Origin of the sequence: Stenotrophomonas sp. JAI102 (assembly GCF_013409105.1) — a bacterium.
Classification (GTDB): domain Bacteria; phylum Pseudomonadota; class Gammaproteobacteria; order Xanthomonadales; family Xanthomonadaceae; genus Stenotrophomonas; species Stenotrophomonas maltophilia_AA.
Genome location: NZ_JACCCI010000001.1, coordinates 951,704 through 972,002 on the forward strand (window position 1 = coordinate 951,704; position 20,299 = coordinate 972,002).

At 63.7% G+C, this 20,299-nt stretch carries 23 protein-coding genes and 2 pseudogenes; 14 read left to right on the top strand and 11 right to left on the bottom strand.

Annotated features, from left to right (window positions below; translation table 11 throughout):
• Positions 1-3 precede the first annotated feature (3 nt).
• Together HDC96_RS04420 and HDC96_RS04425 are read left to right on the top strand one after the other, a co-directional pair.
• On the top strand, positions 4-843 hold the full coding sequence (locus HDC96_RS04420) for a universal stress protein (RefSeq protein ID WP_179458913.1): 840 nt from the start codon (positions 4-6) through the stop codon (positions 841-843).
• The gene (locus HDC96_RS04425; RefSeq protein WP_179458914.1) at positions 833-1,543 is read left to right on the top strand and encodes a DUF2238 domain-containing protein; all 711 of its coding nucleotides are present in this window, start codon (positions 833-835) and stop codon (positions 1,541-1,543) included. The genes HDC96_RS04420 and HDC96_RS04425 overlap by 11 nt, the downstream gene beginning before the upstream one ends.
• Here the strand turns inward: HDC96_RS04425 and HDC96_RS04430 are convergent.
• Positions 1,522-1,821, bottom strand: a complete 300-nt coding sequence (locus tag HDC96_RS04430) for a metalloregulator ArsR/SmtB family transcription factor (RefSeq protein ID WP_032967187.1) — start codon at positions 1,819-1,821, stop codon at positions 1,522-1,524. The two genes, HDC96_RS04425 and HDC96_RS04430, sit on opposite strands and share 22 nt — an antisense overlap.
• 177 nt (positions 1,822-1,998) lie before the next feature.
• Here HDC96_RS04430 and HDC96_RS04435 point away from each other — a divergent pair, with 177 nt between their 5' ends.
• The 5 genes and pseudogenes from HDC96_RS04435 to HDC96_RS04455 all read left to right on the top strand — a co-directional run.
• Positions 1,999-2,940 carry an MBL fold metallo-hydrolase gene (locus tag HDC96_RS04435; RefSeq protein ID WP_343202994.1) on the top strand — a complete coding sequence of 314 codons (942 nt, stop codon included), beginning with the start codon at positions 1,999-2,001 and terminating at the stop codon, positions 2,938-2,940.
• Positions 2,937-3,377, top strand: a complete 441-nt coding sequence (locus HDC96_RS04440; protein ID WP_005413386.1) for a YeeE/YedE family protein — start codon at positions 2,937-2,939, stop codon at positions 3,375-3,377. The genes HDC96_RS04435 and HDC96_RS04440 overlap by 4 nt, the downstream gene beginning before the upstream one ends.
• The gene (locus tag HDC96_RS04445; RefSeq protein WP_179458915.1) at positions 3,374-3,805 is read left to right on the top strand and encodes a YeeE/YedE family protein; all 432 of its coding nucleotides are present in this window, start codon (positions 3,374-3,376) and stop codon (positions 3,803-3,805) included. Before HDC96_RS04440 ends, HDC96_RS04445 begins: the two co-directional genes overlap by 4 nt.
• A complete protein-coding gene (locus HDC96_RS04450; protein ID WP_179458917.1) occupies positions 3,802-4,239 on the top strand; it encodes a TIGR01244 family sulfur transferase in 438 nt (145 codons plus the stop codon). Before HDC96_RS04445 ends, HDC96_RS04450 begins: the two co-directional genes overlap by 4 nt.
• Positions 4,240-4,266: 27 nt before the next feature.
• Positions 4,267-4,374 (top strand): annotated as a pseudogene (locus HDC96_RS04455) (sulfite exporter TauE/SafE family protein); the annotation flags it as partial.
• On the opposite strand, the gene chrA reads toward HDC96_RS04455, so the two are convergent.
• The 3 genes from chrA to arsH are packed head-to-tail and all read right to left on the bottom strand — an operon-like array spanning position 4,375 to position 6,836.
• Positions 4,375-5,577, bottom strand: a complete 1,203-nt coding sequence (chrA, locus tag HDC96_RS04460) for a chromate efflux transporter (protein ID WP_179458919.1) — start codon at positions 5,575-5,577, stop codon at positions 4,375-4,377. It lies immediately after the preceding pseudogene.
• A 54-nt stretch (positions 5,578-5,631) separates the two neighbouring features.
• On the bottom strand, positions 5,632-6,051 hold the full coding sequence (gene arsC / locus HDC96_RS04465; RefSeq protein WP_179458920.1) for an arsenate reductase (glutaredoxin): 420 nt from the start codon (positions 6,049-6,051) through the stop codon (positions 5,632-5,634).
• Complete coding sequence (gene arsH / locus HDC96_RS04470; protein ID WP_179459618.1) at positions 6,048-6,836, bottom strand: arsenical resistance protein ArsH; 789 nt, start codon at positions 6,834-6,836, stop codon at positions 6,048-6,050. The genes arsC and arsH overlap by 4 nt, the downstream gene beginning before the upstream one ends.
• Here arsH and HDC96_RS04475 point away from each other — a divergent pair.
• The 3 genes and pseudogenes from HDC96_RS04475 to arsB all read left to right on the top strand — a co-directional run bounded on the left by HDC96_RS04475 (position 6,828) and on the right by arsB (position 8,462).
• Positions 6,828-7,142, top strand: coding sequence for a metalloregulator ArsR/SmtB family transcription factor (locus HDC96_RS04475; protein ID WP_179458922.1), 315 nt, complete (start codon positions 6,828-6,830; stop codon positions 7,140-7,142). The two genes, arsH and HDC96_RS04475, sit on opposite strands and share 9 nt — an antisense overlap.
• Before the next feature lie 26 nt (positions 7,143-7,168).
• Positions 7,169-7,365: pseudogene (locus HDC96_RS04480) on the top strand (arsenate reductase ArsC); the annotation flags it as partial.
• A 38-nt stretch (positions 7,366-7,403) separates the two neighbouring features.
• A complete protein-coding gene (gene arsB, locus HDC96_RS04485; protein ID WP_179458923.1) occupies positions 7,404-8,462 on the top strand; it encodes an ACR3 family arsenite efflux transporter in 1,059 nt (352 codons plus the stop codon).
• A 106-nt stretch (positions 8,463-8,568) separates the two neighbouring features.
• Here the strand turns inward: arsB and HDC96_RS04490 are convergent, their stop codons facing one another.
• The gene (locus tag HDC96_RS04490) at positions 8,569-9,417 is read right to left on the bottom strand and encodes an OBAP family protein (RefSeq protein ID WP_179458924.1); all 849 of its coding nucleotides are present in this window, start codon (positions 9,415-9,417) and stop codon (positions 8,569-8,571) included.
• 195 nt (positions 9,418-9,612) lie between these two features.
• Between HDC96_RS04490 and HDC96_RS04495 the strand changes: the two genes are divergently transcribed.
• Both HDC96_RS04495 and HDC96_RS04500 read left to right on the top strand, forming a co-directional pair.
• On the top strand, positions 9,613-10,110 hold the full coding sequence (locus HDC96_RS04495) for a DUF892 family protein (RefSeq protein WP_179458925.1): 498 nt from the start codon (positions 9,613-9,615) through the stop codon (positions 10,108-10,110).
• Between the two features lie 124 nt (positions 10,111-10,234).
• Complete coding sequence (locus tag HDC96_RS04500) at positions 10,235-10,783, top strand: isochorismatase family cysteine hydrolase (protein WP_179458926.1); 549 nt, start codon at positions 10,235-10,237, stop codon at positions 10,781-10,783.
• On the opposite strand, the gene HDC96_RS04505 is transcribed toward HDC96_RS04500, so the two are convergent.
• The 6 genes from HDC96_RS04505 to HDC96_RS04535 form a co-directional block, all read right to left on the bottom strand.
• A complete protein-coding gene (locus tag HDC96_RS04505; RefSeq protein ID WP_179458225.1) occupies positions 10,768-11,112 on the bottom strand; it encodes a hypothetical protein in 345 nt (114 codons plus the stop codon). The genes HDC96_RS04500 and HDC96_RS04505 overlap by 16 nt on opposite strands.
• A gap of 270 nt (positions 11,113-11,382) precedes the next feature.
• Positions 11,383-12,660 (bottom strand): beta-ketoacyl-ACP synthase II, encoded by a 1,278-nt coding sequence (gene fabF, locus HDC96_RS04515; RefSeq protein ID WP_179458928.1) that lies wholly within the window; start codon positions 12,658-12,660, stop codon positions 11,383-11,385.
• 36 nt (positions 12,661-12,696) lie between these two features.
• The gene (locus HDC96_RS04520; protein WP_179458929.1) at positions 12,697-15,762 is read right to left on the bottom strand and encodes an efflux RND transporter permease subunit; all 3,066 of its coding nucleotides are present in this window, start codon (positions 15,760-15,762) and stop codon (positions 12,697-12,699) included.
• Complete coding sequence (locus tag HDC96_RS04525; RefSeq protein WP_179458930.1) at positions 15,759-16,871, bottom strand: efflux RND transporter periplasmic adaptor subunit; 1,113 nt, start codon at positions 16,869-16,871, stop codon at positions 15,759-15,761. The genes HDC96_RS04520 and HDC96_RS04525 overlap by 4 nt, the downstream gene beginning before the upstream one ends.
• A 62-nt stretch (positions 16,872-16,933) precedes the next feature.
• On the bottom strand, positions 16,934-17,563 hold the full coding sequence (locus tag HDC96_RS04530; protein WP_179458931.1) for a TetR/AcrR family transcriptional regulator: 630 nt from the start codon (positions 17,561-17,563) through the stop codon (positions 16,934-16,936).
• 114 nt (positions 17,564-17,677) lie between these two features.
• A complete protein-coding gene (locus tag HDC96_RS04535) occupies positions 17,678-18,259 on the bottom strand; it encodes a TetR family transcriptional regulator (protein ID WP_179458932.1) in 582 nt (193 codons plus the stop codon).
• Between the two features lie 222 nt (positions 18,260-18,481).
• Between HDC96_RS04535 and HDC96_RS04540 the strand changes: the two genes are divergently transcribed.
• A complete protein-coding gene (locus HDC96_RS04540) occupies positions 18,482-19,264 on the top strand; it encodes an SDR family oxidoreductase (RefSeq protein ID WP_179458933.1) in 783 nt (260 codons plus the stop codon).
• The gene (locus HDC96_RS04545; RefSeq protein ID WP_179458934.1) at positions 19,261-20,262 is read left to right on the top strand and encodes an NADP-dependent oxidoreductase; all 1,002 of its coding nucleotides are present in this window, start codon (positions 19,261-19,263) and stop codon (positions 20,260-20,262) included. The genes HDC96_RS04540 and HDC96_RS04545 overlap by 4 nt, the downstream gene beginning before the upstream one ends.
• The last annotated feature ends 37 nt before the right edge of the window (positions 20,263-20,299 follow it).

Below are 20,299 nucleotides of genomic sequence, written 5' to 3' on the forward strand. Positions count from 1 at the left end.
GCCATGTTGAAGGATATTCTTGTGCCTTTGTCAGACTCATCGGCAGATGACGCGGCCATCCGCTTCGCCGTCGAGATCGGCAGGTCGCAGGACGCGCGGGTGCGCATCATCGAAACGTTCGACCTGCCTCCGCCGGCGATCGGGACTGCTGATCCGACACCCCGCGCATCGTTCCTGGCTGCCCAGGACGCATGTCGGCGGGAGGCCTCGGAAAGAGCCTCAAGGATCAGGGCCAGAATCGCAGAGCACCCTGGTGTTTCCGTAGAAGTTCACGAAGCGGGCATTGAATCTCCTGCAGAGCTCGCCGCTCGACTGGCCTTCTCTGCGGATCTGGCCATTGTCGGGGGCTGGTCAGGATTCGCCAAGGCCGACCCAGCGGGCGTGGCCCTGTTCAATGCGCTGCTTTTTGACGCGGGAAGGCCCGTCGTGGTGGTGCCGCCGCATTGGCGGGCAAGCGACCACTCGTGTGCGATTGTGGGTTGGAAAGACACCCCAAACGCATGCCGCGCCCTGCACAGCGCGATCCCATTGCTACAGCAGGTGAAGACTGTCCTTCTGGTGGAGATATGCAGCCATTCGGACGAGATGGAGGGTGCTGCTGGCACTGTCACAGCTTCCCTCATTGAACACCTCCGGAGCTGGGGCATCGCCGCATCGGCCACCCGGCTGCTTGCCAGACACCGCCGTTCCAGCGAGGTCCTGCTCGATCACGCCCGCGCGACCAAGGCGACGTTGATCGTGGTTGGCGGATACGGACACTCCCGCCTGCGCGAGCGGACCATCGGAGGGATGACGATGGAGCTATTGCAGGGGGCGACCATTCCGGTCCTTTATGCCCATTGAGTACCCCCAACGCCAGGATCGTGCCTCGGCAACGGCGAAAGGCAGATTGGGGAGCACGCAGTCGGACTCCTGGCGCTTCGCGCTGTTCTGCCTTGGAATCTACATAGGGTGCTGGCTGCTTGCCGCAGTCGAACCCTACCACCGGCGCGACTGGTTGCTGGAGAATCTGCTGGTATTCATCGCCATTCCCTACGTTGTCTTCCAGCAGTGGAAGCGCCCGTTCCGGCCCGCAACCAATGTCTCGCTTCTGCTTTTTCTGTGCCTGCATGCCGTGGGCGCTCATTTTACGTACTCGGAAGTCCCTTACGACGCTTGGGCGCAGAAACTGGCGGGCTACAGGATCACCGACCTGTTCGGCTGGGATCGCAACCATTTCGACAGACTCGTTCACCTCGCCTACGGCCTATTGGTCTTTCCCGCGGCGAGAGAGCTCTACGCAAGGCGTGCTGTGGCCAGCGAGCTGACGCTGACCCTGATTGCCACTCAGTTCATCGTCGCCACGTCCGCTGCCTATGAACTGATCGAATGGGGCGCGGTTCTGGTGGTCGACCAGGACCTTGGAATGGCTTATCTCGGCATCCAGGGCGACGTGTGGGATGCGCACAAGGATGTGCTGTTGGCGTCGGCTGGAGCGATCATCAGCGCGGTGGGTGCCAGCGTACGGCACGCCACGTCTGCTCACTCCCGGTCGTCGGACTGATCCACGCAGAAGATCCTGTGCATGGCAACCAGCATCGCCTCAACGCGGCTGTCGTTGATGCGATAGAAGACTGAACGTGACTCTCGCCGGGTCGTCACCAGATGCCGTTGACGCAGTTCGGCGAGCTGCTGGGAAAGGGCCGGCTGTCGGATGCCGGTGGCCTCCTCGAGGGCACCGACGGTCGACTCCCCTTGGGACAGCTGACAAAGCAACAGCAGACGCGACGGCGTGGCCATGAAGCGCAGCAACTCGGCCACTTCAGGCGCCCGTTCCTTCATGTCGGCCAGATTGTTGGCGGTGAGGCGGTTGGTCAAGAGCGGGGCACCAGAAAGGAGAGCTAGAGCGTACCTGTTAATCCGCACGCCAGCTGAACCGGACAAAGGACACGAGAAGGCACTTACATAGTTTACGTAAGTATGTATTACTATCCATCATCCAACCACCGGGAGCGAGTCGTGAACAGGCCTGTCGTCGTCGATTCTTCATTGGAGAGAGCTCAAGACATCGTGCGTGAAGCGCGAGGTGGCCGCACGCCTTCGCCTTGCGTGAAGACGTTCTTCGACCCCGCCACCTTTACGGCCAGCCACGTGGTACGCGACCCCCGGTCTTCGGCGTGCGCCATCATCGACAGCGTTCTTGATTTCGATATGCCCTCTGGACGCACCTCGACCGACTCCGCCGCGGCGCTGGTCCAGTACATTCATGACGAAGGGCTGCAGGTTCAGTGGCTGCTGGAAACGCATGCCCACGCCGATCACCTTTCCGCTGCACCGTGGTTGCAGCGGCAGGTCGGCGGAACGCTTGCCATTGGCGAGCACATCACCGGCGTGCAGGACACCTTCGGCAAGGTGTTCAACGCTGGCAAGGAGTTCAAGCGCGACGGGAGCCAATTCGACCATCTGTTTGCCGATGGCGCGGAGTTCACCGTTGGGAATCTCCAGGCAACTGCCTTGCACGTGCCAGGCCACACCCCTGCGTGCATGGCCTACGTCATCGGGGATGCGGTCTTTCCGGGCGACACTCTGTTCATGCCGGACTACGGCACGGCCCGCTGCGACTTCCCCGGTGGCTCGGCCCGCCAGCTCTATCGCTCCATCCAGCGTCTACTGGCCCTGCCGGATGACGCCCGGGTGTTCCTCTGCCACGACTACAAGGCCACGGGCCGGGATCGGTTCGCATGGGAAACCACCATAGGCGCGGAACGAACCGCGAATATCCATGTGCATCAAGGCGTGACGGAGGACATGTTCGTGGAGATGCGTGAGAGCCGCGACGCGACGCTCCCCATGCCGCGCCTGATCCTGCCCTCAGTGCAGGTCAACATGCGCGCGGGCCATCTGCCCGACCCGGATGACAACGGGGTGCGCTACCTCAAACTGCCGGTGGACCTGCTATGACCCTCCCCTCTTTGGCGTGGTACTGGCCCGTCATCGGCGGCCTGATGATCGGTACGGCAGCAGGTGGATTTCTGCTGCTGACCGGTCGCATTGCCGGCGTCTCCGGCTTGCTTGCCAACACTCTTGGCCTGTCGTCCGCTGGCGACCGCTCCTTGTCGGCCCTGTTCCTGGCAGGGCTGCTGGTGGCGTCCGGGCTGGCGCTCGCGGTCAAGCCCATTTCGCTGCCGTCGCTTTCAATCTCCGCTACGCCGTTGTTGGTGTTGGCCGGGCTGCTGGTCGGCTTTGGAACGCGCCTCGGATCTGGCTGCACGAGCGGTCACGGCGTTTGCGGCCTGGCCAGGCTGTCACCACGCTCCATGGTTGCCACGGGCGTTTTCATGCTCATGGGCATGGCGACCGTGGCGGTTGTCCGCATGATGATCGGAGGCGGAACATGATCCGGCTGGCGGCAGTTCTGTGTGGCGCCTTGTTTGGCCTGGGCCTGGTCGTCTCGGACATGGCCAATCCCGCGCGCGTACTCGCCTTTCTTGACGTCACAGGCAGGTGGGATCCATCACTGGCACTTGTCATGGCCGGGGCGCTGATTCCGTCAGCGATCGCCTATCGATGGGTCCGCGCACGCAATGCTCCTGTGCTCGCTGCGGCGCTGCACATTCCCAATCAGCGTCAGATCGACCGGAACCTGGTCATTGGCGCGGCAGTGTTTGGCGTTGGGTGGGGGCTGGCAGGCGTATGCCCGGGCCCGGCCATTGCACTGTTGCCAACGGGTCAACCCTTTGCACTCGTTTTCGCGGCCGCCATGGTCGTCGGCATGCTCCTCCACTGGCTCCTCCCCCGTCCCCGCTCAACAGAGAATTCGCCATGAATCTGCACTCACTTGCGCCGAGCTTGCATGTGACCGACCAACTGGTTCCCACTGACATACCTGCCTTGAAAAAGGCGGGCATCTCGAGTGTCATCTGTAATAGACCCGACGGCGAGCAGCCGGACCAGCCCGATCACCTTGCACTGCAGGCGGCCTGCTCCAGGGCGGGCCTGGGCTTTGCCTATCTGCCCGTCGTGCCTGGCGCCATCACCGATGGACATGTGCAGCAGTTTGGCGTGCTGCTGGAACAACTGCCTGCACCCATCGTCGCTTACTGCAGGACCGGCACCCGCTCGACGTCGCTATGGGCCCTATCCCAGGTTCGTAACGGCGGCGCTACGCCCGAACAGGTGCTGTCCATTGCCGGTGAGGCTGGTTACGACCTGTCCTCTCTTGCTTCGCGCCTGCGAGGCGCCCCCTCTTCCGCTGCCTAACGGCCAACCGACATGGAAGCCCCTCCCGGAGCGCGCGCATCTGCAGCGCTGGCAGAGCACCGTGGAGTGTTGAATGTTGCATTCGCGCTACTCATTTTCATGACGGCGGCTTATATGCTCTGGCAGATGCCCTGACTACCGCGCCATCGCCCAACCCGCCATGGCAGCCAGCAACACCACCACGATCGGCGGTGCACGCGCGACGACCAGTAGCCCGAACGCAACCAGCGCCATCGTGACATCCCATCGGTCATGGATCGCACTCGTCCACACCGGGTCGTACAACGCTGCCAGCAGGATCCCGACGACCCCGGCGTTGACGCCTGCAATTGAACCCTGCAGATCCTTGCGGTGGCGCAGCGACTCCCAGAAGGGCAGCACTCCTACGAGCACGAGAACGGCAGGCATGAAAATGACCGCCAATAGCGTAAGACCTCCTGCCCAGCCACTCAACGGACCCGCGGCCATGGCCCCCAGGTACGCTGCGAATGTGAAAAGAGGGCCCGGCACCGCCTGCGCCGCACCGTACCCGGCGAGCAGATCTGTCGTGCTCACGGTGCCGCTCTGGACAACCGCGGTCTGCAGCAATGGCAGCACGACGTGGCCGCCGCCAAAGACCAGGGCGCCGGCGCGGTAGACCCCCTCCAACAGCATGGCCAAGGGGGATCCGCTCGCCGCGGCCCACACCGGCAGCAGAACAAGTGGCAGCACCAGTAGCACCAGTGCCACCGTGCCGGTTCTTCGCGAGACGGGATAGCCGCCGTCTGATTGTCCGGAAACGGGTTCGATCTTCAGCATCCAGCGACCGAGCAGTCCGCTGAAGATGATCACCACGATCTGGCCGACGACCGAGGGCATGGCCAAGGTCAACACAGCGGCAACAAATGCCATCCCTGCGCGCAGACGGTCCGGGCACAGGGACCGGGCCATTCCCCATACCGCTTGGGCCACCACGGCAACTGCCACGATCTTCAGGCCATGCAGCCAGCCGGATTCAACGATGCCCTGGTATCCGGCAACGCCCAAGGCAAACAGGATCATCAGCACGGCCGAGGGCAGGGTAAAGCCTGCCCAGGCGGCCACCAGACCAGGCCAGCCGGCTCGACGCAGGCCAAGCGCCATTCCAACCTGGCTGCTGGCCGGGCCCGGAAGTAGTTGGCACAGGGCCACCAGATCGGAATAGCTACGGTCCGTCAGCCAACGGCGACGCTCGACGAACTCGTGGCGGAAATAGCTCAGGTGGGCAATCGGGCCGCCGAACGACGTCAGTCCCAGTCGCAGGAACACCAGGAAGACGCGCCACGCGCTTTCGGTTGTTGCGGGATCGAGCGGCGACATAGGGCATGACCTCCTGTGGTTCTCAACGGCAGCGAGCCCAGCCAAGCAATGGGATCACGGCGTCGAGCTTCCGGTATGCCCGGTCACCCACTCTCCATCTTCCTTTCGGAACGGTCCGGGCAGCGGCGGCAGGATGTCCAGCACCACTTCTGATGGCCGACACAGACGGGTACCCCTATCGGTTTGTACGAAAGGACGATTGATGAGTATCGGGTGCGTCAGCATCGCATCAAGCAGCGCGTCGTCGCTCAGTGCAGCATCGCCCAGTGCCAGCTCGTCATACGGCGTGCCCTTCTGCCGGATGGCATCACGCACGCTCAACCCAGCCGCCGTGATGAGGTCGACCAGGCGCGCGCGGCTGGGCGGGTGGGCCAGGTAGTCGATCACTTCCGGTTCGATCCCGGCGAAGCGGATCAGCGCGAGTGTGTTGCGCGAGGTGCCGCACTTGGGATTGTGGTAGATGACAGCGTTCACGCACTTTCCTCCTGATTCAAAATGGTCTCGACCACGCCTGCAGCGGCCGCCAGCGCCGCCGCTTCAACGGCGCCCTTGCGCTCGCTGTAGCGGTCGACCAGGTAGTCACTGCGCCCGCGCATCAGCAGGGTGAACTTGACCAGTTCCTCCATCACGTCCACCACGCGATCGTAATACGCCGAAGGCTTCATTCGACCTTCGTCGTCGAACTCCTGCCACGCTTTGGCGACCGACGACTGGTTGGGGATCGTCACCATCCGCATCCATCGGCCGAGCACGCGCAGCGCGTTGACCACGTTGAACGATTGCGAGCCGCCGCAGACCTGCATCACTGCCAGCGTGCGGCCTTGGGTGGGTCGCACGCTGCCCTCTTCCAGTGGCAGCCAGTCGATCTGGTTTTTGAATACCGCAGTAAGGGTGCCGTGGCGTTCCGGGCTGATCCATACGTGGCCTTCCGACCACAGCGAGGCCTGGCGCAGCTCCTGCACCTTGGGGTGGGTGGCCGGCACCGAGTCAAGCATCGGCAGCTCATGTGGATCGAACAGGCGGGTTTCCGCCCCGAGCTGTTCCAGCAGCCGCTGCGCCTCCAGCGCCAGCTTGCGACTGAACGACTGAGGTCGCAGCGACCCGTAAAGGATCAGGATGCGCGGGCGATGCCGCTGCGCGGCAGGGTCGTTGAGCTTGGCGGCCGTCGGGATATCCAGGGCACCTGGGACCACGTTGGGGATCTGCTGCACGGGGTTGTCCTGCGGTTTCGATTCCACTATTCTAGAATCATGGAACATAACAACGCAACCCACGCTCTTGCTGCCCTGGGCCACGCCACCCGCCTGTCGATCTTCCGCCTGCTGGTGCAGGCCGGCAGCGGCGGCAAGCTGGCCGGCGACATTGCCCAGGCCCTCTCCTTGCCTGGGGCCACCCTCTCCTTCCACCTGAAGGAACTGCTGGCTGCGGGCCTGATCAGCGCCGAGCAGCGTGGCCGGACCATCTGCTACCGGGCCGAGTTTGTGGCGATGAACCAGCTGCTGGCCTACCTCACAGAAAACTGCTGTGCCGACGAACAGTCCTGCGAACGCCCCACTGGCTGCTGACCAACCCTCCCTTGGAGATCGCTCGAATGACCCGTCGCGTCTTGTTCTTTTGTACCGGTAATTCCGCGCGCACGGCCTGCGCAGCAAGTCCTGGGACGAATTTGCCGAAGCGGATGCCGCTGCAATGGATCTGATCGTCACCGTATGCGACAGCGCGGCCGCCGAGGCGTGCCCGGTTGTGTTTGGCGACGTTGTGCGGGTGCACTGGGGCCTGTTCGATCCGATTGCGCAGATCCACTGACCGTCCTCCCGGAAAATTCCATGACCACTGACACCTCCCGCTTGTCCTTTCTGGACCGGTACCTGACGCTGTGGATCTTCGCCGCCATGGCGCTGGGCGTCGGACTGGGGGCGCTGTTCGAAGGCATACCCAGCGCGCTGAACAGCCTCTCCATAGGGTCGACCAACATCCCGATCGCGATCGGCTTGATCCTGATGATGTACCCGCCGCTGGCCAAGGTGAAGTACGAAGAACTGCCACGGGTCTTTGCCGACAAGCGGGTGCTGATGCTCTCGTTGCTGCAGAACTGGATCGTCGGTCCGTTCCTGATGTTCGGCCTGGCCGTGCTGTTCCTGCGCGACTACCCCGAATACATGACCGGGCTGATCCTGATCGGGCTGGCCCGCTGCATCGCCATGGTGCTGGTGTGGAACCAGCTCGCCCGCGGCGACGCCCAGTATGTGGCTGGACTGGTGGCATTCAACTCGATCTTCCAGATCGCACTGTTCAGCGTCTACGCGTGGTTTTTCCTTTCCTGGCTGCCGCCGGTGTTCGGTCTGCAGGGCAGCATCATCGATGTCAGTTTCTGGACCATCGCCGAGGCTGTTCTGATTTACCTTGGCATCCCGTTCCTGGCCGGCTTCCTCACCAGCCGATGGCTGAAGGCGCGCAAGGGCGTGCAATGGTATGAAGAGAAGTTCCTGCCCGCCATCAGTCCGATCACCCTGGCTGCGCTGCTATTCACCATCGTAGCGATGTTCAGCCTGAAGGGCGGCGACGTGCTGCGGATTCCGATGGACGCGGTACGCATCGCGATCCCGCTGACGCTGTACTTCATCATCCAGTTCGTCATCAGCTTCTTCATGGGCAAGCTGATCGCCAAAGACTATCCCCGTACCACCGCGATCGCGTTCACTGCAGCAGGCAACAATTTCGAACTGGCGATCGCTGTGGCCATTGCCGCTTTCGGCCTGGCTTCGCCGGTCGCATTCGCCGCGGTCATCGGCCCGCTGGTGGAGGTGCCGGTACTGATCCTGCTGGTCCACGTCGCCTTGCGGCTGGGCAAGCGCTACTTTCCGGCTGATGCACGGAGCGACTGATCAAACCCGTAGTGGAAACCCGGTGCAAGGTCGAGGACAGACGAAGTCCTCCCGTTCGCCATTCAGCCAACATGGCAGGCCCATTTCACTACCGCTCGCACGCGCCTCACCGGGCAGGAGCCATCGAACCAGGCGGCGCCCCACCTAAGTGTCCGGAACTGCCCTTGGACGTCGCATTCTTGTGGCCGATGGATGGCGCGTCAGCCTCTTCGCTCCCATCGTGAGCATGTCCGCCGGTCGGGTCCTCGATCTGGATGACTGTCCCCTTCTGCCACGCATCCGCTCCTGCATCGATGGGCGGCGCGGCGATGTCGGCACGGCGTTTTCGCTTGTCCTCACTACTGACGCCCAACCGTGCGTCGCGTGCAGCCACCATCGCAGGGTCCGCCTGGCCATCTGCGGTGAAGCCCATCATCAGCTGCGGCATGCCTCGGGGCAGATCCTTGTCCAGGTCTGTGTGCCACGTGTGCCAGGTTTTGCCATACGTGTGGATGAGCTTCTCCATCAGCTCGTGCTCGGCCACCTCGGGAATCCCTGGCGCGATGAGTTGACCGGATTTCACCTCCTGAACGTGGCTGTGCCATAGCGCCTTCTCCTGCTCGGGAAGGCCTGCGAAGAGCTTCTCACTGATGATGTACTCCACCCCCATCAACTTGGCGTCTTTCACGTTGCCGTCGTAGATGGTGCACTGGATCACATCCTCGTTGAGGATGGAGCAGTAATGGTGCGCCTCCATCTGGACCTTCATCTGACCGTTGTAGAAATGGAACCCGTCCAGATAGGCGTTGAGGGCATCGACCGGCGGTCGGTCCTGCAGCACGGCTGCCCCGGTCTCGAGCGCTTTGGTCTTCGCGCTTTCTTCGGCCCCGGGCGCTTGGACGCTGGACTCTGTGTTTCCTCCCCCGCACGCAGACAAGGCGAAGATGACAGCGACACATACTACGGTTCGGTGCATGACGGCTTCTCGTGAAAGTCCCACTCGTCCAGCCTCTTTCTAGCCCTTCGACCGTCGGGCGGCCGTGAACAGGTGTGCATGCAGTGCGCAGAAGACATGGCAGGCGTGTAGCAGACCTTCACAGCTCTGCGCACGAACCTAACGGGAGAGCCCGTAGCTTCAGCGCTCCACCCGCCACCAACCTGGAGGACCATCATGGCGATCAAGACCGCTGAAGACCTGTTCATCCACGAACTGTCGGACATTTACAGCGCGGAGAAGCAGCTGACCAAGGCGCTGCCCCGCCTTGCGCGCGCCGCCGCCAACCCGGACCTGGCTGCCGCCTTTGAAACCCACCTGGAGGAAACCCAGGGCCAGATAGAGCGCATCGACCAGGTTGTCGAATTGCTCGGCATCCGTCTCAAGCGCATCAAGTGTGCCGCCATGGAAGGGCTGGTTGAGGAGGGGAAGGAAGCCATCGACAGCATCGAAGAGGGACCGGTGCGCGATGCGGCTCTCATCGGCGGCGCCCAGAAGGTCGAACACTACGAGATAGCGTCCTACGGCACGATCGCAGCGCTCGCCAAGCAGCTGGGCTACAAGGACGCGCTCCCGCTTCTCCTTGAAACCCTCGAAGAAGAAAAGGCAACCGATGAGAAGCTGACGATCCTGGCCAAGTCGGGTGGGAATGCCAAGGCGGCAAAGGCCGCCTGAGGCCCGTGGCCCGGATTCGGCAGCTGATCCAGGAGCGGCATGCACCGCCGCTCCTTCACTAGCCATTATCGAGCCGCTGCCGACGCCTTACGACCAGACGGACGATTGAGGTGGGAGGAAAGCCATGGGTATTCCCAACCCCGCGCTCGTGATCATCGATATGTTCACGTTGTTCGACTTCCCGGAAGCCGTCCAAGTGAAGCCCAAGGCTCTGGAAGCGGCTCAGCACATCGCAAGGCTCGCGCGGCATTTCCGCGAGCGCGGCCATCCGGTGATCTACGCCAATGACAATTTCGCGAATTGGCAGATGGACTTCAAAGAGTTGGTGCGGCTGTGCCTGTCCACGGAGGGCGCGTCATCGGCGATCGCGAAAATCCTCCAGCCGGAGCACGGTGACTACTTCGTGCTCAAGCCCAAGCACTCGGCCTTCCTCGCCACCCCACTCGCCGTGCTGCTTGCCAAACTTGGCGTAAGGGAGCTTGTCGTTGTCGGAATGACAGCGGAGTCCTGTATCACGGCCACATGCTTCGATGGCAACGCCAGAGAGTATGAAATGATCGTGGTAAAGGAAGCGGTCGCCGGCATCGGCTCTCGTAAGACCACGACATTGCAATTGCTCCACGCATCCAGCGCAGCCACCGTTCTGAAACTGGCCAGCTACCTGCGCCGTTGAGGCGTTGCATAGGCCCGAACAAACAGCGCGACGGTTGCATCGCTCCGAGAGACACGCCTGGGCCCCTCCGGCAAGCCATGCTCCGTGAGCACCAGCCTCAGGAAATTATCGCTGTCCGCGGCGTTGGTCGGGCACGCGGAAGCCTCGATGAAGACGTCTTCTGCAAGCGTCAGATACGGTTCCAGCACCGCATTCCACTGGTCTCTGTAGACGTCACTGGCGGGACCGGAGCGCGACAACGACCCGCAGAACGCCTGACACGAAGCATCCGCCGCCAATCGGCCGATGCCGTCAGCGATACGCCTCAACGCCTCGCCAAGATCGGCCATCCCCATGCATGTCGAGCATCACTGAGGGCATCGCTGCGAGATGGCCGTCCATGACCGTCCTGTAAAGACGCTCCTTGTCACGGAAGTGCGCGTAGAGGGTGACCTTCGTAATGCCACAGGCCTCTGCGATGCGCTTCATCGTCGCACGCTCAAAGCCCTCCTCCGCAAACACGGTGGCGGCGGCATCAAGGATGCTCCTTCGGCTACGCGCTCTCGCCCGCTCCCAACGCAGCGTGGTTTTGCTTGCGCCGCCGGTTGAGGCCACGGCATTCACAGGCGCCGGAACAGCGCGCTGGCATTCACCCCGCCGAAGCCAAATCCATTGGTCAGGGCGAACGCGATATCCGCCTTCCGCGGCACGCCGCCTACGATCGTCAGTCCTTCCGCCAATGGATCCGGCCGAATCAGGTTGAGCGTCGCGGGCGCGATCTGATCACGTAACGCGAGCACGGTGAAGATGGCCCCGATGCCCCCCGCCGCCCCCAGCAGATGCCCGGTGCTGGACTTGGTGGCGGAAATCAGAAGATCGGGTCGGGTACCGAACAGCGCACGCATCGCCGCGAGTTCTGCGCGGTCGCCCACCTGGGTGGACGTGGCATGCGCGTTGATGTGATCGACCTGCGCCGGCGTAATGCCTGCCTGTGCCAGCGCGATCTCCATCGCCCGCCGCGCCCCGCTGCCGTCGTCGGGCCCGGCTGTCAGATGGAAGGCATCGGAGGTCGTGCCGTAGCCAACCAGCTCGGCAAGCGGCTTGGCGCCGCGCGCCAAGGCGTGGTCCAGGCGCTCGATCACCAGCAACCCTGCCCCTTCGGACATGACGAATCCGTCCCGCTGCTCGTCAAACGGGCGAGAGGCGGCCTGGGGCGTGTCATTGAACGACGTGCTGAGCGCCTTGGCCGCCGCGAAGCCGCCCAGGCTGACCCGGTGCATCGCCGCCTCCGCCCCACCGCACAGCGCGATGTCCGCCTCACCGGACTTGATCAGCCGTGCTGCATCACCGATGGCCTGGACACCCGCTGCGCAGGCCGTGACGGGTGCGCCCTGCGGGCCTTTGAACCCGTAGCGTATCGATGCCTGCCCTGCCGCCATGTTGGCCAGGAAAGTCGGCGCAGTGAAGGGCGACAGCCGGCCAGGCCCACGGCTTTCGGTGGTGTGGACCGCATTGACGATCGATCCAAAACCGCCGATGCCCGTGGCAATCACGGTCGCCGTTCGCAGCAGCCCGCGCTCATCGGCATCATGCCAACCCGCCTGCGCAAGCGCTTCATGCGCGGCGACCAGCGCAAACTCAACGAACCGGTCCATCTTCTTGAGATCTTTCGGCGCGATGATGCCGGTCGAATCAAAACCCGCCTCCGGGTCTTGAACGCAGTCGGGCACGCGGCCGCCGACTTCGCAGCCGGTCCCCGCCGCAAGATCGGCACCCAGCGCCCCGATCCCGGAGCGCCCGGCCAGGAGGCGCGACCAGACGGTTTCAACCCCGCAGCCGAGTGGGCTGACCACGCCCATTCCGGTCACCACGATGCGGTCTTTGTCAGCAATGCTCATGAGTCACTTCCCATATAAAAGAGGTCCGGGCCAATATCAGGCAACGGGGGTCTTTTCCGCTCGGACCTTGAACCAGATGGCATACATCGCCGGGAGGAACACCAGCGTCATCACGGTGCCGGCGATGGTGCCGCCGATCAACGTGTAGGCAAGCGTTCCCCAGAACACCGAGTGGGTCAGCGGAATGAAGGCAAGCACCGCTGCCAGGGAGGTCAGGATCACTGGACGCGCGCGGTGAATCGTCGCCTCAATGATGGAGTGGAAGGTCTCCATCCCTGCTTGTTCGTTCTCATGGATCTGACCAATGAGGATGAGCGTGTTGCGCATCAGGATTCCCGACAACGCGATCAATCCAACCAGCGCGTTGATGCCGAACGGCTGCTGGAACAGCAGCAGCGTTGGCACCACGCCAATCAGCCCCAACGGACTGGTCATGAACACCATCATCATTGCCGAGATGGAGCGCACCTGCAGGATGATGATCAGAAGGGTCACCGCCAGCATGATCGGGAACAGCGGCAGCATGGCGCTCATTGCCTTGCCCGATTCCTCGATGGAACCTGCCTGCGCAATGGCGTAGCCCTCAGGCAGCGAGGCAATGAGTGGCTCGAGCTGCCTGCTGATCGCGGCGGATACGTCCGGTGGCTGCAACGCATCGTCGATGTCACCGCGCACGGTGATGGTGGGCACCCGATCACGACGGCGCAGCACCGGCTCTTCCATCCGGACCTCCACTGTGCCGATCTGGGACAGCGGCACGCGCTGGCCAGCCGCACCGACCAGGGTGAAGTCCGCAATCCGGCCAGGATCCAGGCGTGTGTCGCCGCCGGATCGAGCGACAACCTCGACGGTGCGGATGTCCTCACGAACAGCCGTGACGGGCACCCCGCTCAGGAAGAACTGCAACTGCTGCGAGACAGAGGCCGACGTCATCCCCATCGCTTGCAGGCGGTCCTGATCCAGCGTGAAGTGCAGCGTCGGCGTGCGCGCACCCCAATCGGTGTTGACCGTGCGCATCATCGGGCTGGCGTGCAGGGTCTGCTCGACCTTGGCCGCAATGCCACGGACGACATCCGGATCCGGACCACTGACCCGATACGCCACTGGGTAGGGCGAGTAAGGCCCGAACACCAACTGCGTCACCCGCACACGCGCCTCGGGCGCCAAGCCCTCCGCCACCGCTCGGCGAAGCTTGGCTTTCAAGGCATCGCGCTGTTCCTGGCTGTCAGTGCGCACCACGATCTTGGCAAACGCCGGGTCCGGCAGTTCCGGCGAGATGGCGAGATAGAACCGGGGCGCGCCCTGACCGATGTAAGCCGTGACGATCTTCGCTTCTTCCTGCGCCGAGAGCCACTTCTCGACCTTCTGGGTCGCCAGGCTGGTCTGTTCGATGGCCGTGCCGTAGGGCATCTGCACTTCGACCAACACCTCCGGACGGTCAGAGATGGGGAAGAACTGCTTTTTCACCAGCCCCATGCCCACCACCGAGAGCACGAACAGTGCGATCACCGAGCCTGCGGCAAGCCACTTGCGCGCAATCACGCGCGCCAGGATCGATCGGAAGCGGTTGTAGCGCGGCGTGTCGTAGAGACTGCTGTGCCCGCCTTCGACGGCCTTGAGTTCAGGGAGAAGCTTCACACCCAGGTAAGGCGTAAAGAACACCGCGACCACCCACGACACGATCAGCGCGATGCCCACGATCCAGAACATGTTGCTGGTGTATTCGCCCGCAGTGGACCGGGCAAAGCCGTTGGGCATGAACCCCACCGCAGTCACCAGGGTGCCAGCCAGCATCGGCGCTGCCGTATGGCTCCACGCGTAGGCCGATGCCTTGACCCGGCTGTAGCCCTCTTCCATCTTCACCACCATCATTTCAATGGCGATGATCGCGTCGTCTACCAGCAGGCCAAGCGCCAGGATCAGCGAGCCTAGCGTGATGCGGTCGAAATTCTTGCCGGTTGCGGCCATGACCATGAACACGGCAGCCAGCGTCAGCGGCACGGCCGCAGCCACCACGACACCCACTCGCCAGCCCATGCTGACAAAGCACACCAGCATCACCACCAGCAGCGCGGCGAAGAACTTCATCATGAACTCGTCGACCGACGCACTGATGTTCACCGCCTGATCGGTGACCTTGTCCAGCGCCATCCCTACCGGGAGGCCCGCATTGATTCTCTTGACCTCCGCGTCGAGTGAGGCGCCGAGATCCAGGCCGTTCCAGCCGTCACGCATGACGATCCCAAGCAGCATCGCCGGCTCGCCGCCGTTGCGGATCATGAAGGCCGACGGATCCTCATAGCCCCGCCTGACGGTCGCAACGTCCCTCAGCTTCAGCGTCCTGCCCTGTGCAACGACCGGCGTATCGCGGATCTTCTCCAGCTGGTCCAGCGCCCCATCCAGGCGGATGAAGATCTGCGGACCCATGGCCTCGACCGAGCCTGCGGGCGTCAGGGCATTCTGTCCGTTGAGCGCCCCGAACACCTGCTGTGGTGTGATGCCAAGGTTCGACAGGCGTTCGTGCGAAAGCTCCACATAGATGCGCTCGGGCTGCTCACCGATGATGTTGACCTTCTTCACGCCAGGCACGTGCAGCAAGCGCTGGCGCAGGGTTTCAGCGTCGCGTGCAAGCACACGGAACGGCTCACCCTTCGCTTTCAGTGCGAACAGAGCGAAGGTGACATCCGCGTATTCGTCGTTCACCATCGGGCCGATCACGCCTGCCGGCAGGTTCGCCGCTTCGTCGGCCATCTTCTTGCGCGCCTGGTAGAACTCTTCCTGCACGGCTGAAGGCGGCGTACCGTCCTGCAATGTCAGCGTGGTGAAGGACAAGCCAGGCCGCGTGTAGGTTTCGCTGCGGTCATACCAGCGCAGTTCCTGCAGGCGCTTTTCCAGCTTCTCGGCGACCTGGTCCTGCATCTCCGTCGGCGTGGCACCTGGCCAGGCCGTCACGATGGTCATGACCTTGACGGTGAACGCGGGGTCCTCCGCGCGGCCGAGCTGGAAGAACGACACGATGCCGGCAACGGAAATCAGAAAGATCAGAAAGACCGTGATAGCGCGCTCGCGCACCGCAAGCGCGGACAGGTTGAACCCACTCACTGATGCGCCCCATCTGCAGCGGTGCTCCTGGCCGTGTCAGCCAGACGAACCACCTGCCCTTCCCGCAGCAGGTGTGCGCCAAGCGCCGCCACGCGATCCGAGGCCTTCAACGGGCCCTCGACCAAGGCCTGATCGTCGCCCAGCTGCTTGACGGCGACCGGCGTCCAGCTGGCTTTGAGCGGCTCACCGCTGATCACCCATACGCCGGTTCCGGTGCCGGGATCGAACAACGCCCCCAGCGGAACCTCAAAACCAGCCGGGACGCCGGCAGGGGCCGAGCCTGCAAGCTCGACCGCCACCGTTGAACCCAGCGGCAGTGCGGCGCTGCCCTCTTCCAACGTGTAACGGGCTTCGAAGGTCCGGGTTGCGGCGTCTGCCGATTCAGAGAGCACGCGCAACCGCGCGGGAATCCTGCCGTTTCCCCCGAACGAAGACGCCAGGGCGACCGAGCCGATCAGGGGACGAAGCGTTTCCGGCAGTTGGACGACCGCCTCTCGGCTCCCCGCGCGGGCAAGCCGGGCAACCACCTGCCCCGCCGCCACGACCTGACCCGGCTCGGCGTTGATGGTCATGACCACCCCGTCGGCATCGGCAACGAGCGCTGTGTACTGGCTCGCATTGCGCGCAACCCGGGCCTGGGATTCGGCCGCTCCGAGCTGAGCGGCCGCCGCATCGGCCGCCGCTTTTATCTGGTCGTAGGATGATCGTGACACGACGCCCTTGGCCGCCAGATCGCGATACCGCGCTTCGTCGGCCGTGGCCTGCGCGCTCTGCGCACGCGCCGCGATGACGGCCTGCTGCTGGGCGGCCGCGGCCAGGTTCAGATCGTTGGGGTCCATCCGGTAGAGCACATCGCCGCGCTTGACCGTCTGACCCGTCTCGACGAGGCGCTCAGTAAGCTTGCCTCCCACACGGAATGCCAGGTCGCTCTGCACCCTTGCCGCGATGGTGCCGGTGAATGTGCGCGCGTTTCCCGCGCCCGGTTGCACGGTGGCAACCCGGACGATGGGCGGCGCGGTCCGGGGGTCGATGTCATCCGACGTTCCGCAGGCTGCAAGGAACAACGGAACAACACAGGAGATGGCTGTGAGTACAAAACGGCGCCGCATACAGACTTCCGGAGTGGGGTATCCGGACGCATTCTGTTCCTAGTGACCATTTACGTCAATGGTCACTGTCGTAGCGGGGACAGACTCCGAAGGACCAGGTCCTGCAGCGCGGTGGGCGCTTCCTCATGCCAGACCGACAGGTGGGGAAGCGTTACGGGGTTCAGATAGGGCACCAGCACCTGGTAGACCGCGCGGCTGGTCTCGCCAAGCGACGTTGAGCTCTCGAACGCGCCGGAGACACGTCCGTCTTTCAGGATCTCTTCGACAAGCTGCCGGATGCGGACTTGGTAGGCCTGGGTCGAGGGCCAGTGATCCGTCGCGGCCGCCACCGCAATTTCATAGAGCCGGCGTTCCTCGAGGAACAGGCGAAGACTGGCCTCCACGATGACGGTGAACAGAACACGAAGCCTTTCAGGCGGCGCTTGAACGCCCTTCAAGGCAGCATGCACCTCGCTTTCGATCTCCCCGAGGCAATTGGCGCAGATGACCTCCCCGATGGCTTGTTTGGAGGCAAAGAACTTGTAGATGTAGGCCTTGGAGAAGCCGATGGCCTTGGCAAGGTCGGACACCGTGGTCTTGTCGTAGCCGTAGTGACTGAAGTGCCCGGTGGCCGCCTTGATGATCTGCGTGCGCACATCGTGCTCGGCGGGGCCGCGGCCGGCGTCGAGCGCTGCGGAGGGTGAAATGGACATGGGCCAAGGGTAGCGCCGCGGAGTGAACCGGGCAATCGGTGACCGATCGGGTATGGGTTCACCCCAGCCTGTTGCCGTGGTGACCGCAACGGTACTCAGCGCCGAAGGACAGCCTCAGGCCACAGGGGCATCCGGCAACCGCGCCAGTATGTCGTCCCGACAGGCGTCCAGAATCTCGTCGGCGAGCGCCGCATCATCCGGGCAGGACCGCGACAACACCACCGCGCCCACCGCCTGCGCAATCAGGGCGATCCGCCGCGCACGGCTGCGCTCAGCAGCAGCGGCATCCACGTGACCCTCGGGACCTGCTCCCGCTGCCAGCCGCGCTTCGATACCGGTTGCGAACGCAGCCTTGACCGATGCCGGCTGACGCGCGGCGTCCGTGCACAGTGCCGCCATCGTGCAGCCCTGCCCTGGCGCATCCCGGTGTTCACGGGACAGGTAACACGTCAGGAACGCACGCAGATCTGTCTCGGCCAAGGCCTCGGCGGATGCCTCAAAACCACAGGTGGCCGCCTCCGCCATCAGGTCGGTCTTGGAGGCGAAGTGCTTGTAGAAGCCGCCGTGGGTGAAGCCTGCGGCCCCCATCAGGTCTGCCACGCCCACGCCATCGTACCCCCGCTCCCGAAACAGCGTGGAGGCGGTTTCGACGATGTGCGCCCGGTTGGCCTGCGCCTGTGCCTTGGTGACCTTCATGAACGATGCCCTGCAACGCTGTGCTGCGGAAGTAAGGCACTTTATCACACTTAGATTACGTGCATAATCAAACCGTTGACATCTAAGATTACGGTCATCATCATTGTGTCGCAGCCGCGCTCGTGGCCTGCCGCCTTCCTGAAGACCGCGCGACATTGAACGTATTGACAGATGCGACGCCGCAATAGCCGTTCGCCCCCCCCAATTTCCACGAGACACACCATGAGCCTGCTTCCCACCGTCCTCATCACCGGCGCCTCAAGCGGCATCGGCACCGTTTACGCCGAACGCTTCGCACGCCGCGGCCACGACCTGGTGCTGGTCGCGCGCGACAAGGCGCGCCTGGACACACTGGCCGCCCGCCTGCGCCAGCACACCGGGGTGGCCGTCGACGTCCTGCCGGCCGACCTCACCCAACACACCGATCTGGTCACAGTGGAAACCCGCCTGCGCGATGACGCCCGCATCGGCATCCTGATCAACAACGCGGGCATGGCCCAGACCGGCGGCTTCACCGCGCAGTCGGCCGACAGCATCCATCAGCTGGTGACACTGAATACTCTCGCCCTGACGCGCCTCGCCGCGGCCGTTGCACCGCGACTGGCCGACGCCGGCGAAGGCGCGATCGTGAACATCGGCTCGGTGGTGGGTCTGGCCCCCGAGTTCGGCATGACCGTCTACGGTGCGACCAAAGTCTTCGCCCTGTTCCTGTCGCAGGGGCTCAGCCTGGAACTGTCGCCCAAAGGCGTGTATGTGCAGGCCGTGCTGCCTGCCGCCACGCGCACCGAGATCTGGGAGCGTGCCGGCATCGACATCAATACGTTGTCGGAGGTGATGGATGTCGGCGAGCTGGTGGATGCCGCCCTGATCGGCTTTGATCGTCGCGAGACCGTGACCATTCCGCCGCTGCACGTCGCCGAACGCTGGGACACACTGGAGGCATCGCGCCAGGGCCTGCTCTCGGACGTCCGGCAGGCGCAGGCAGCGGAGCGCTATCGCGCATGAAAGCCTTCCTCATCGACCGCTATGGCAAGAACGAAACAGGGCGCATCGATGACGTGCCGACGCCGTCGCTGCGCGATGACGATGTGCTCATCCGGGTGCATGCTGCAAGCGTCAACGCGCTGGACACGAGGATCCGGCGGGGCGAGTTCAAGGTGATCCTGCCGTATCGCCTGCCGCTGATTCTGGGCAACGACCTGGCCGGTACGGTGGAGCGCGTCGGCGCCAGCGTTCGCCAGTTCAAGCCGGGCGACGAGGTGTACGCACGTCCCGACGATGACCGCATCGGTGCGTTCGCGGAGTTCATCGCCGTCAAGTCCACGTCTGTGGCACTCAAGCCCAGCAACCTCACCATGGTGGAGACTGCCTCGCTGCCGCTGGTCGCGCTGACCGCGTGGCAGGCACTGGTCGAAACCGCCCAGCTGAAACCCGGGCAGAAGGTGTTCATCCAGGCGGGCTCCGGCGGCGTCGGCACCGTGGCCATCCAGCTGGCCAAGCACCTCGGCGCGCTCGTTGCCACGACAACCAGTACGCCCAACGTAGCCTGGGTGAAGGACTTGGGCGCGGACGTGGTCATCGATTACAGGCAGCAGGATTTCGCTACGGAACTGCACGACTACGATGTGGTGCTCAACAGCCTGGGCAAGGATGAACTGGAGCGCTCGCTGCAGATCCTCAAGCCGGGTGGCCATCTTATTTCCATCTCGGGACCGCCCACGCCCAGCTTTGCAGCTGCGCGCGGGCTGGCCTGGCCGCTCAAGCAGGTCATGCGCCTGCTCAGCCTTGGCATCCGCAGGAAGGCAAAACTGAAAGGGGTGACGTACTCCTTCGTCTTCATGCGGGCTGATGGGGCGCAACTGAGCACCATCACATCGCTCGTCGAGTCCGGCGCAATCGCCGCCGTCATTGATCGGGTATTTCCGTTCCAGGATGCCGAGGGTGCGCTGGCGCACGTGGAGAGCGGTCGGGCGAAGGGCAAAGTGGTGGTGGAACTGCCGTAGGCACCCAGCCGCACCCGACCTTCACAGCTACCAAGGC

Coding starts and splice junctions, on each gene's coding strand:
- HDC96_RS04420 (WP_179458913.1), top strand. CDS start 4: ATGTTGAAGGATATTCTTGTGCCTTTGTCAGACTCATCGGCAGATGAC.
- HDC96_RS04525 (WP_179458930.1), bottom strand. CDS start 16,871: ATGCGGCGCCGTTTTGTACTCACAGCCATCTCCTGTGTTGTTCCGTTG.
- HDC96_RS04540 (WP_179458933.1), top strand. CDS start 18,482: ATGAGCCTGCTTCCCACCGTCCTCATCACCGGCGCCTCAAGCGGCATC.
- HDC96_RS04530 (WP_179458931.1), bottom strand. CDS start 17,563: ATGTCCATTTCACCCTCCGCAGCGCTCGACGCCGGCCGCGGCCCCGCC.
- HDC96_RS04430 (WP_032967187.1), bottom strand. CDS start 1,821: ATGAAGGAACGGGCGCCTGAAGTGGCCGAGTTGCTGCGCTTCATGGCC.
- HDC96_RS04425 (WP_179458914.1), top strand. CDS start 833: ATGCCCATTGAGTACCCCCAACGCCAGGATCGTGCCTCGGCAACGGCG.
- HDC96_RS04545 (WP_179458934.1), top strand. CDS start 19,261: ATGAAAGCCTTCCTCATCGACCGCTATGGCAAGAACGAAACAGGGCGC.
- HDC96_RS04475 (WP_179458922.1), top strand. CDS start 6,828: ATGGAACATAACAACGCAACCCACGCTCTTGCTGCCCTGGGCCACGCC.
- HDC96_RS04535 (WP_179458932.1), bottom strand. CDS start 18,259: ATGAAGGTCACCAAGGCACAGGCGCAGGCCAACCGGGCGCACATCGTC.
- chrA (WP_179458919.1), bottom strand. CDS start 5,577: ATGTCGCCGCTCGATCCCGCAACAACCGAAAGCGCGTGGCGCGTCTTC.
- arsB (WP_179458923.1), top strand. CDS start 7,404: ATGACCACTGACACCTCCCGCTTGTCCTTTCTGGACCGGTACCTGACG.
- HDC96_RS04445 (WP_179458915.1), top strand. CDS start 3,374: ATGATCCGGCTGGCGGCAGTTCTGTGTGGCGCCTTGTTTGGCCTGGGC.
- HDC96_RS04500 (WP_179458926.1), top strand. CDS start 10,235: ATGGGTATTCCCAACCCCGCGCTCGTGATCATCGATATGTTCACGTTG.
- HDC96_RS04450 (WP_179458917.1), top strand. CDS start 3,802: ATGAATCTGCACTCACTTGCGCCGAGCTTGCATGTGACCGACCAACTG.
- fabF (WP_179458928.1), bottom strand. CDS start 12,660: ATGAGCATTGCTGACAAAGACCGCATCGTGGTGACCGGAATGGGCGTG.
- HDC96_RS04505 (WP_179458225.1), bottom strand. CDS start 11,112: ATGGCCGATCTTGGCGAGGCGTTGAGGCGTATCGCTGACGGCATCGGC.
- arsH (WP_179459618.1), bottom strand. CDS start 6,836: ATGTTCCATGATTCTAGAATAGTGGAATCGAAACCGCAGGACAACCCC.
- HDC96_RS04440 (WP_005413386.1), top strand. CDS start 2,937: ATGACCCTCCCCTCTTTGGCGTGGTACTGGCCCGTCATCGGCGGCCTG.
- HDC96_RS04495 (WP_179458925.1), top strand. CDS start 9,613: ATGGCGATCAAGACCGCTGAAGACCTGTTCATCCACGAACTGTCGGAC.
- HDC96_RS04490 (WP_179458924.1), bottom strand. CDS start 9,417: ATGCACCGAACCGTAGTATGTGTCGCTGTCATCTTCGCCTTGTCTGCG.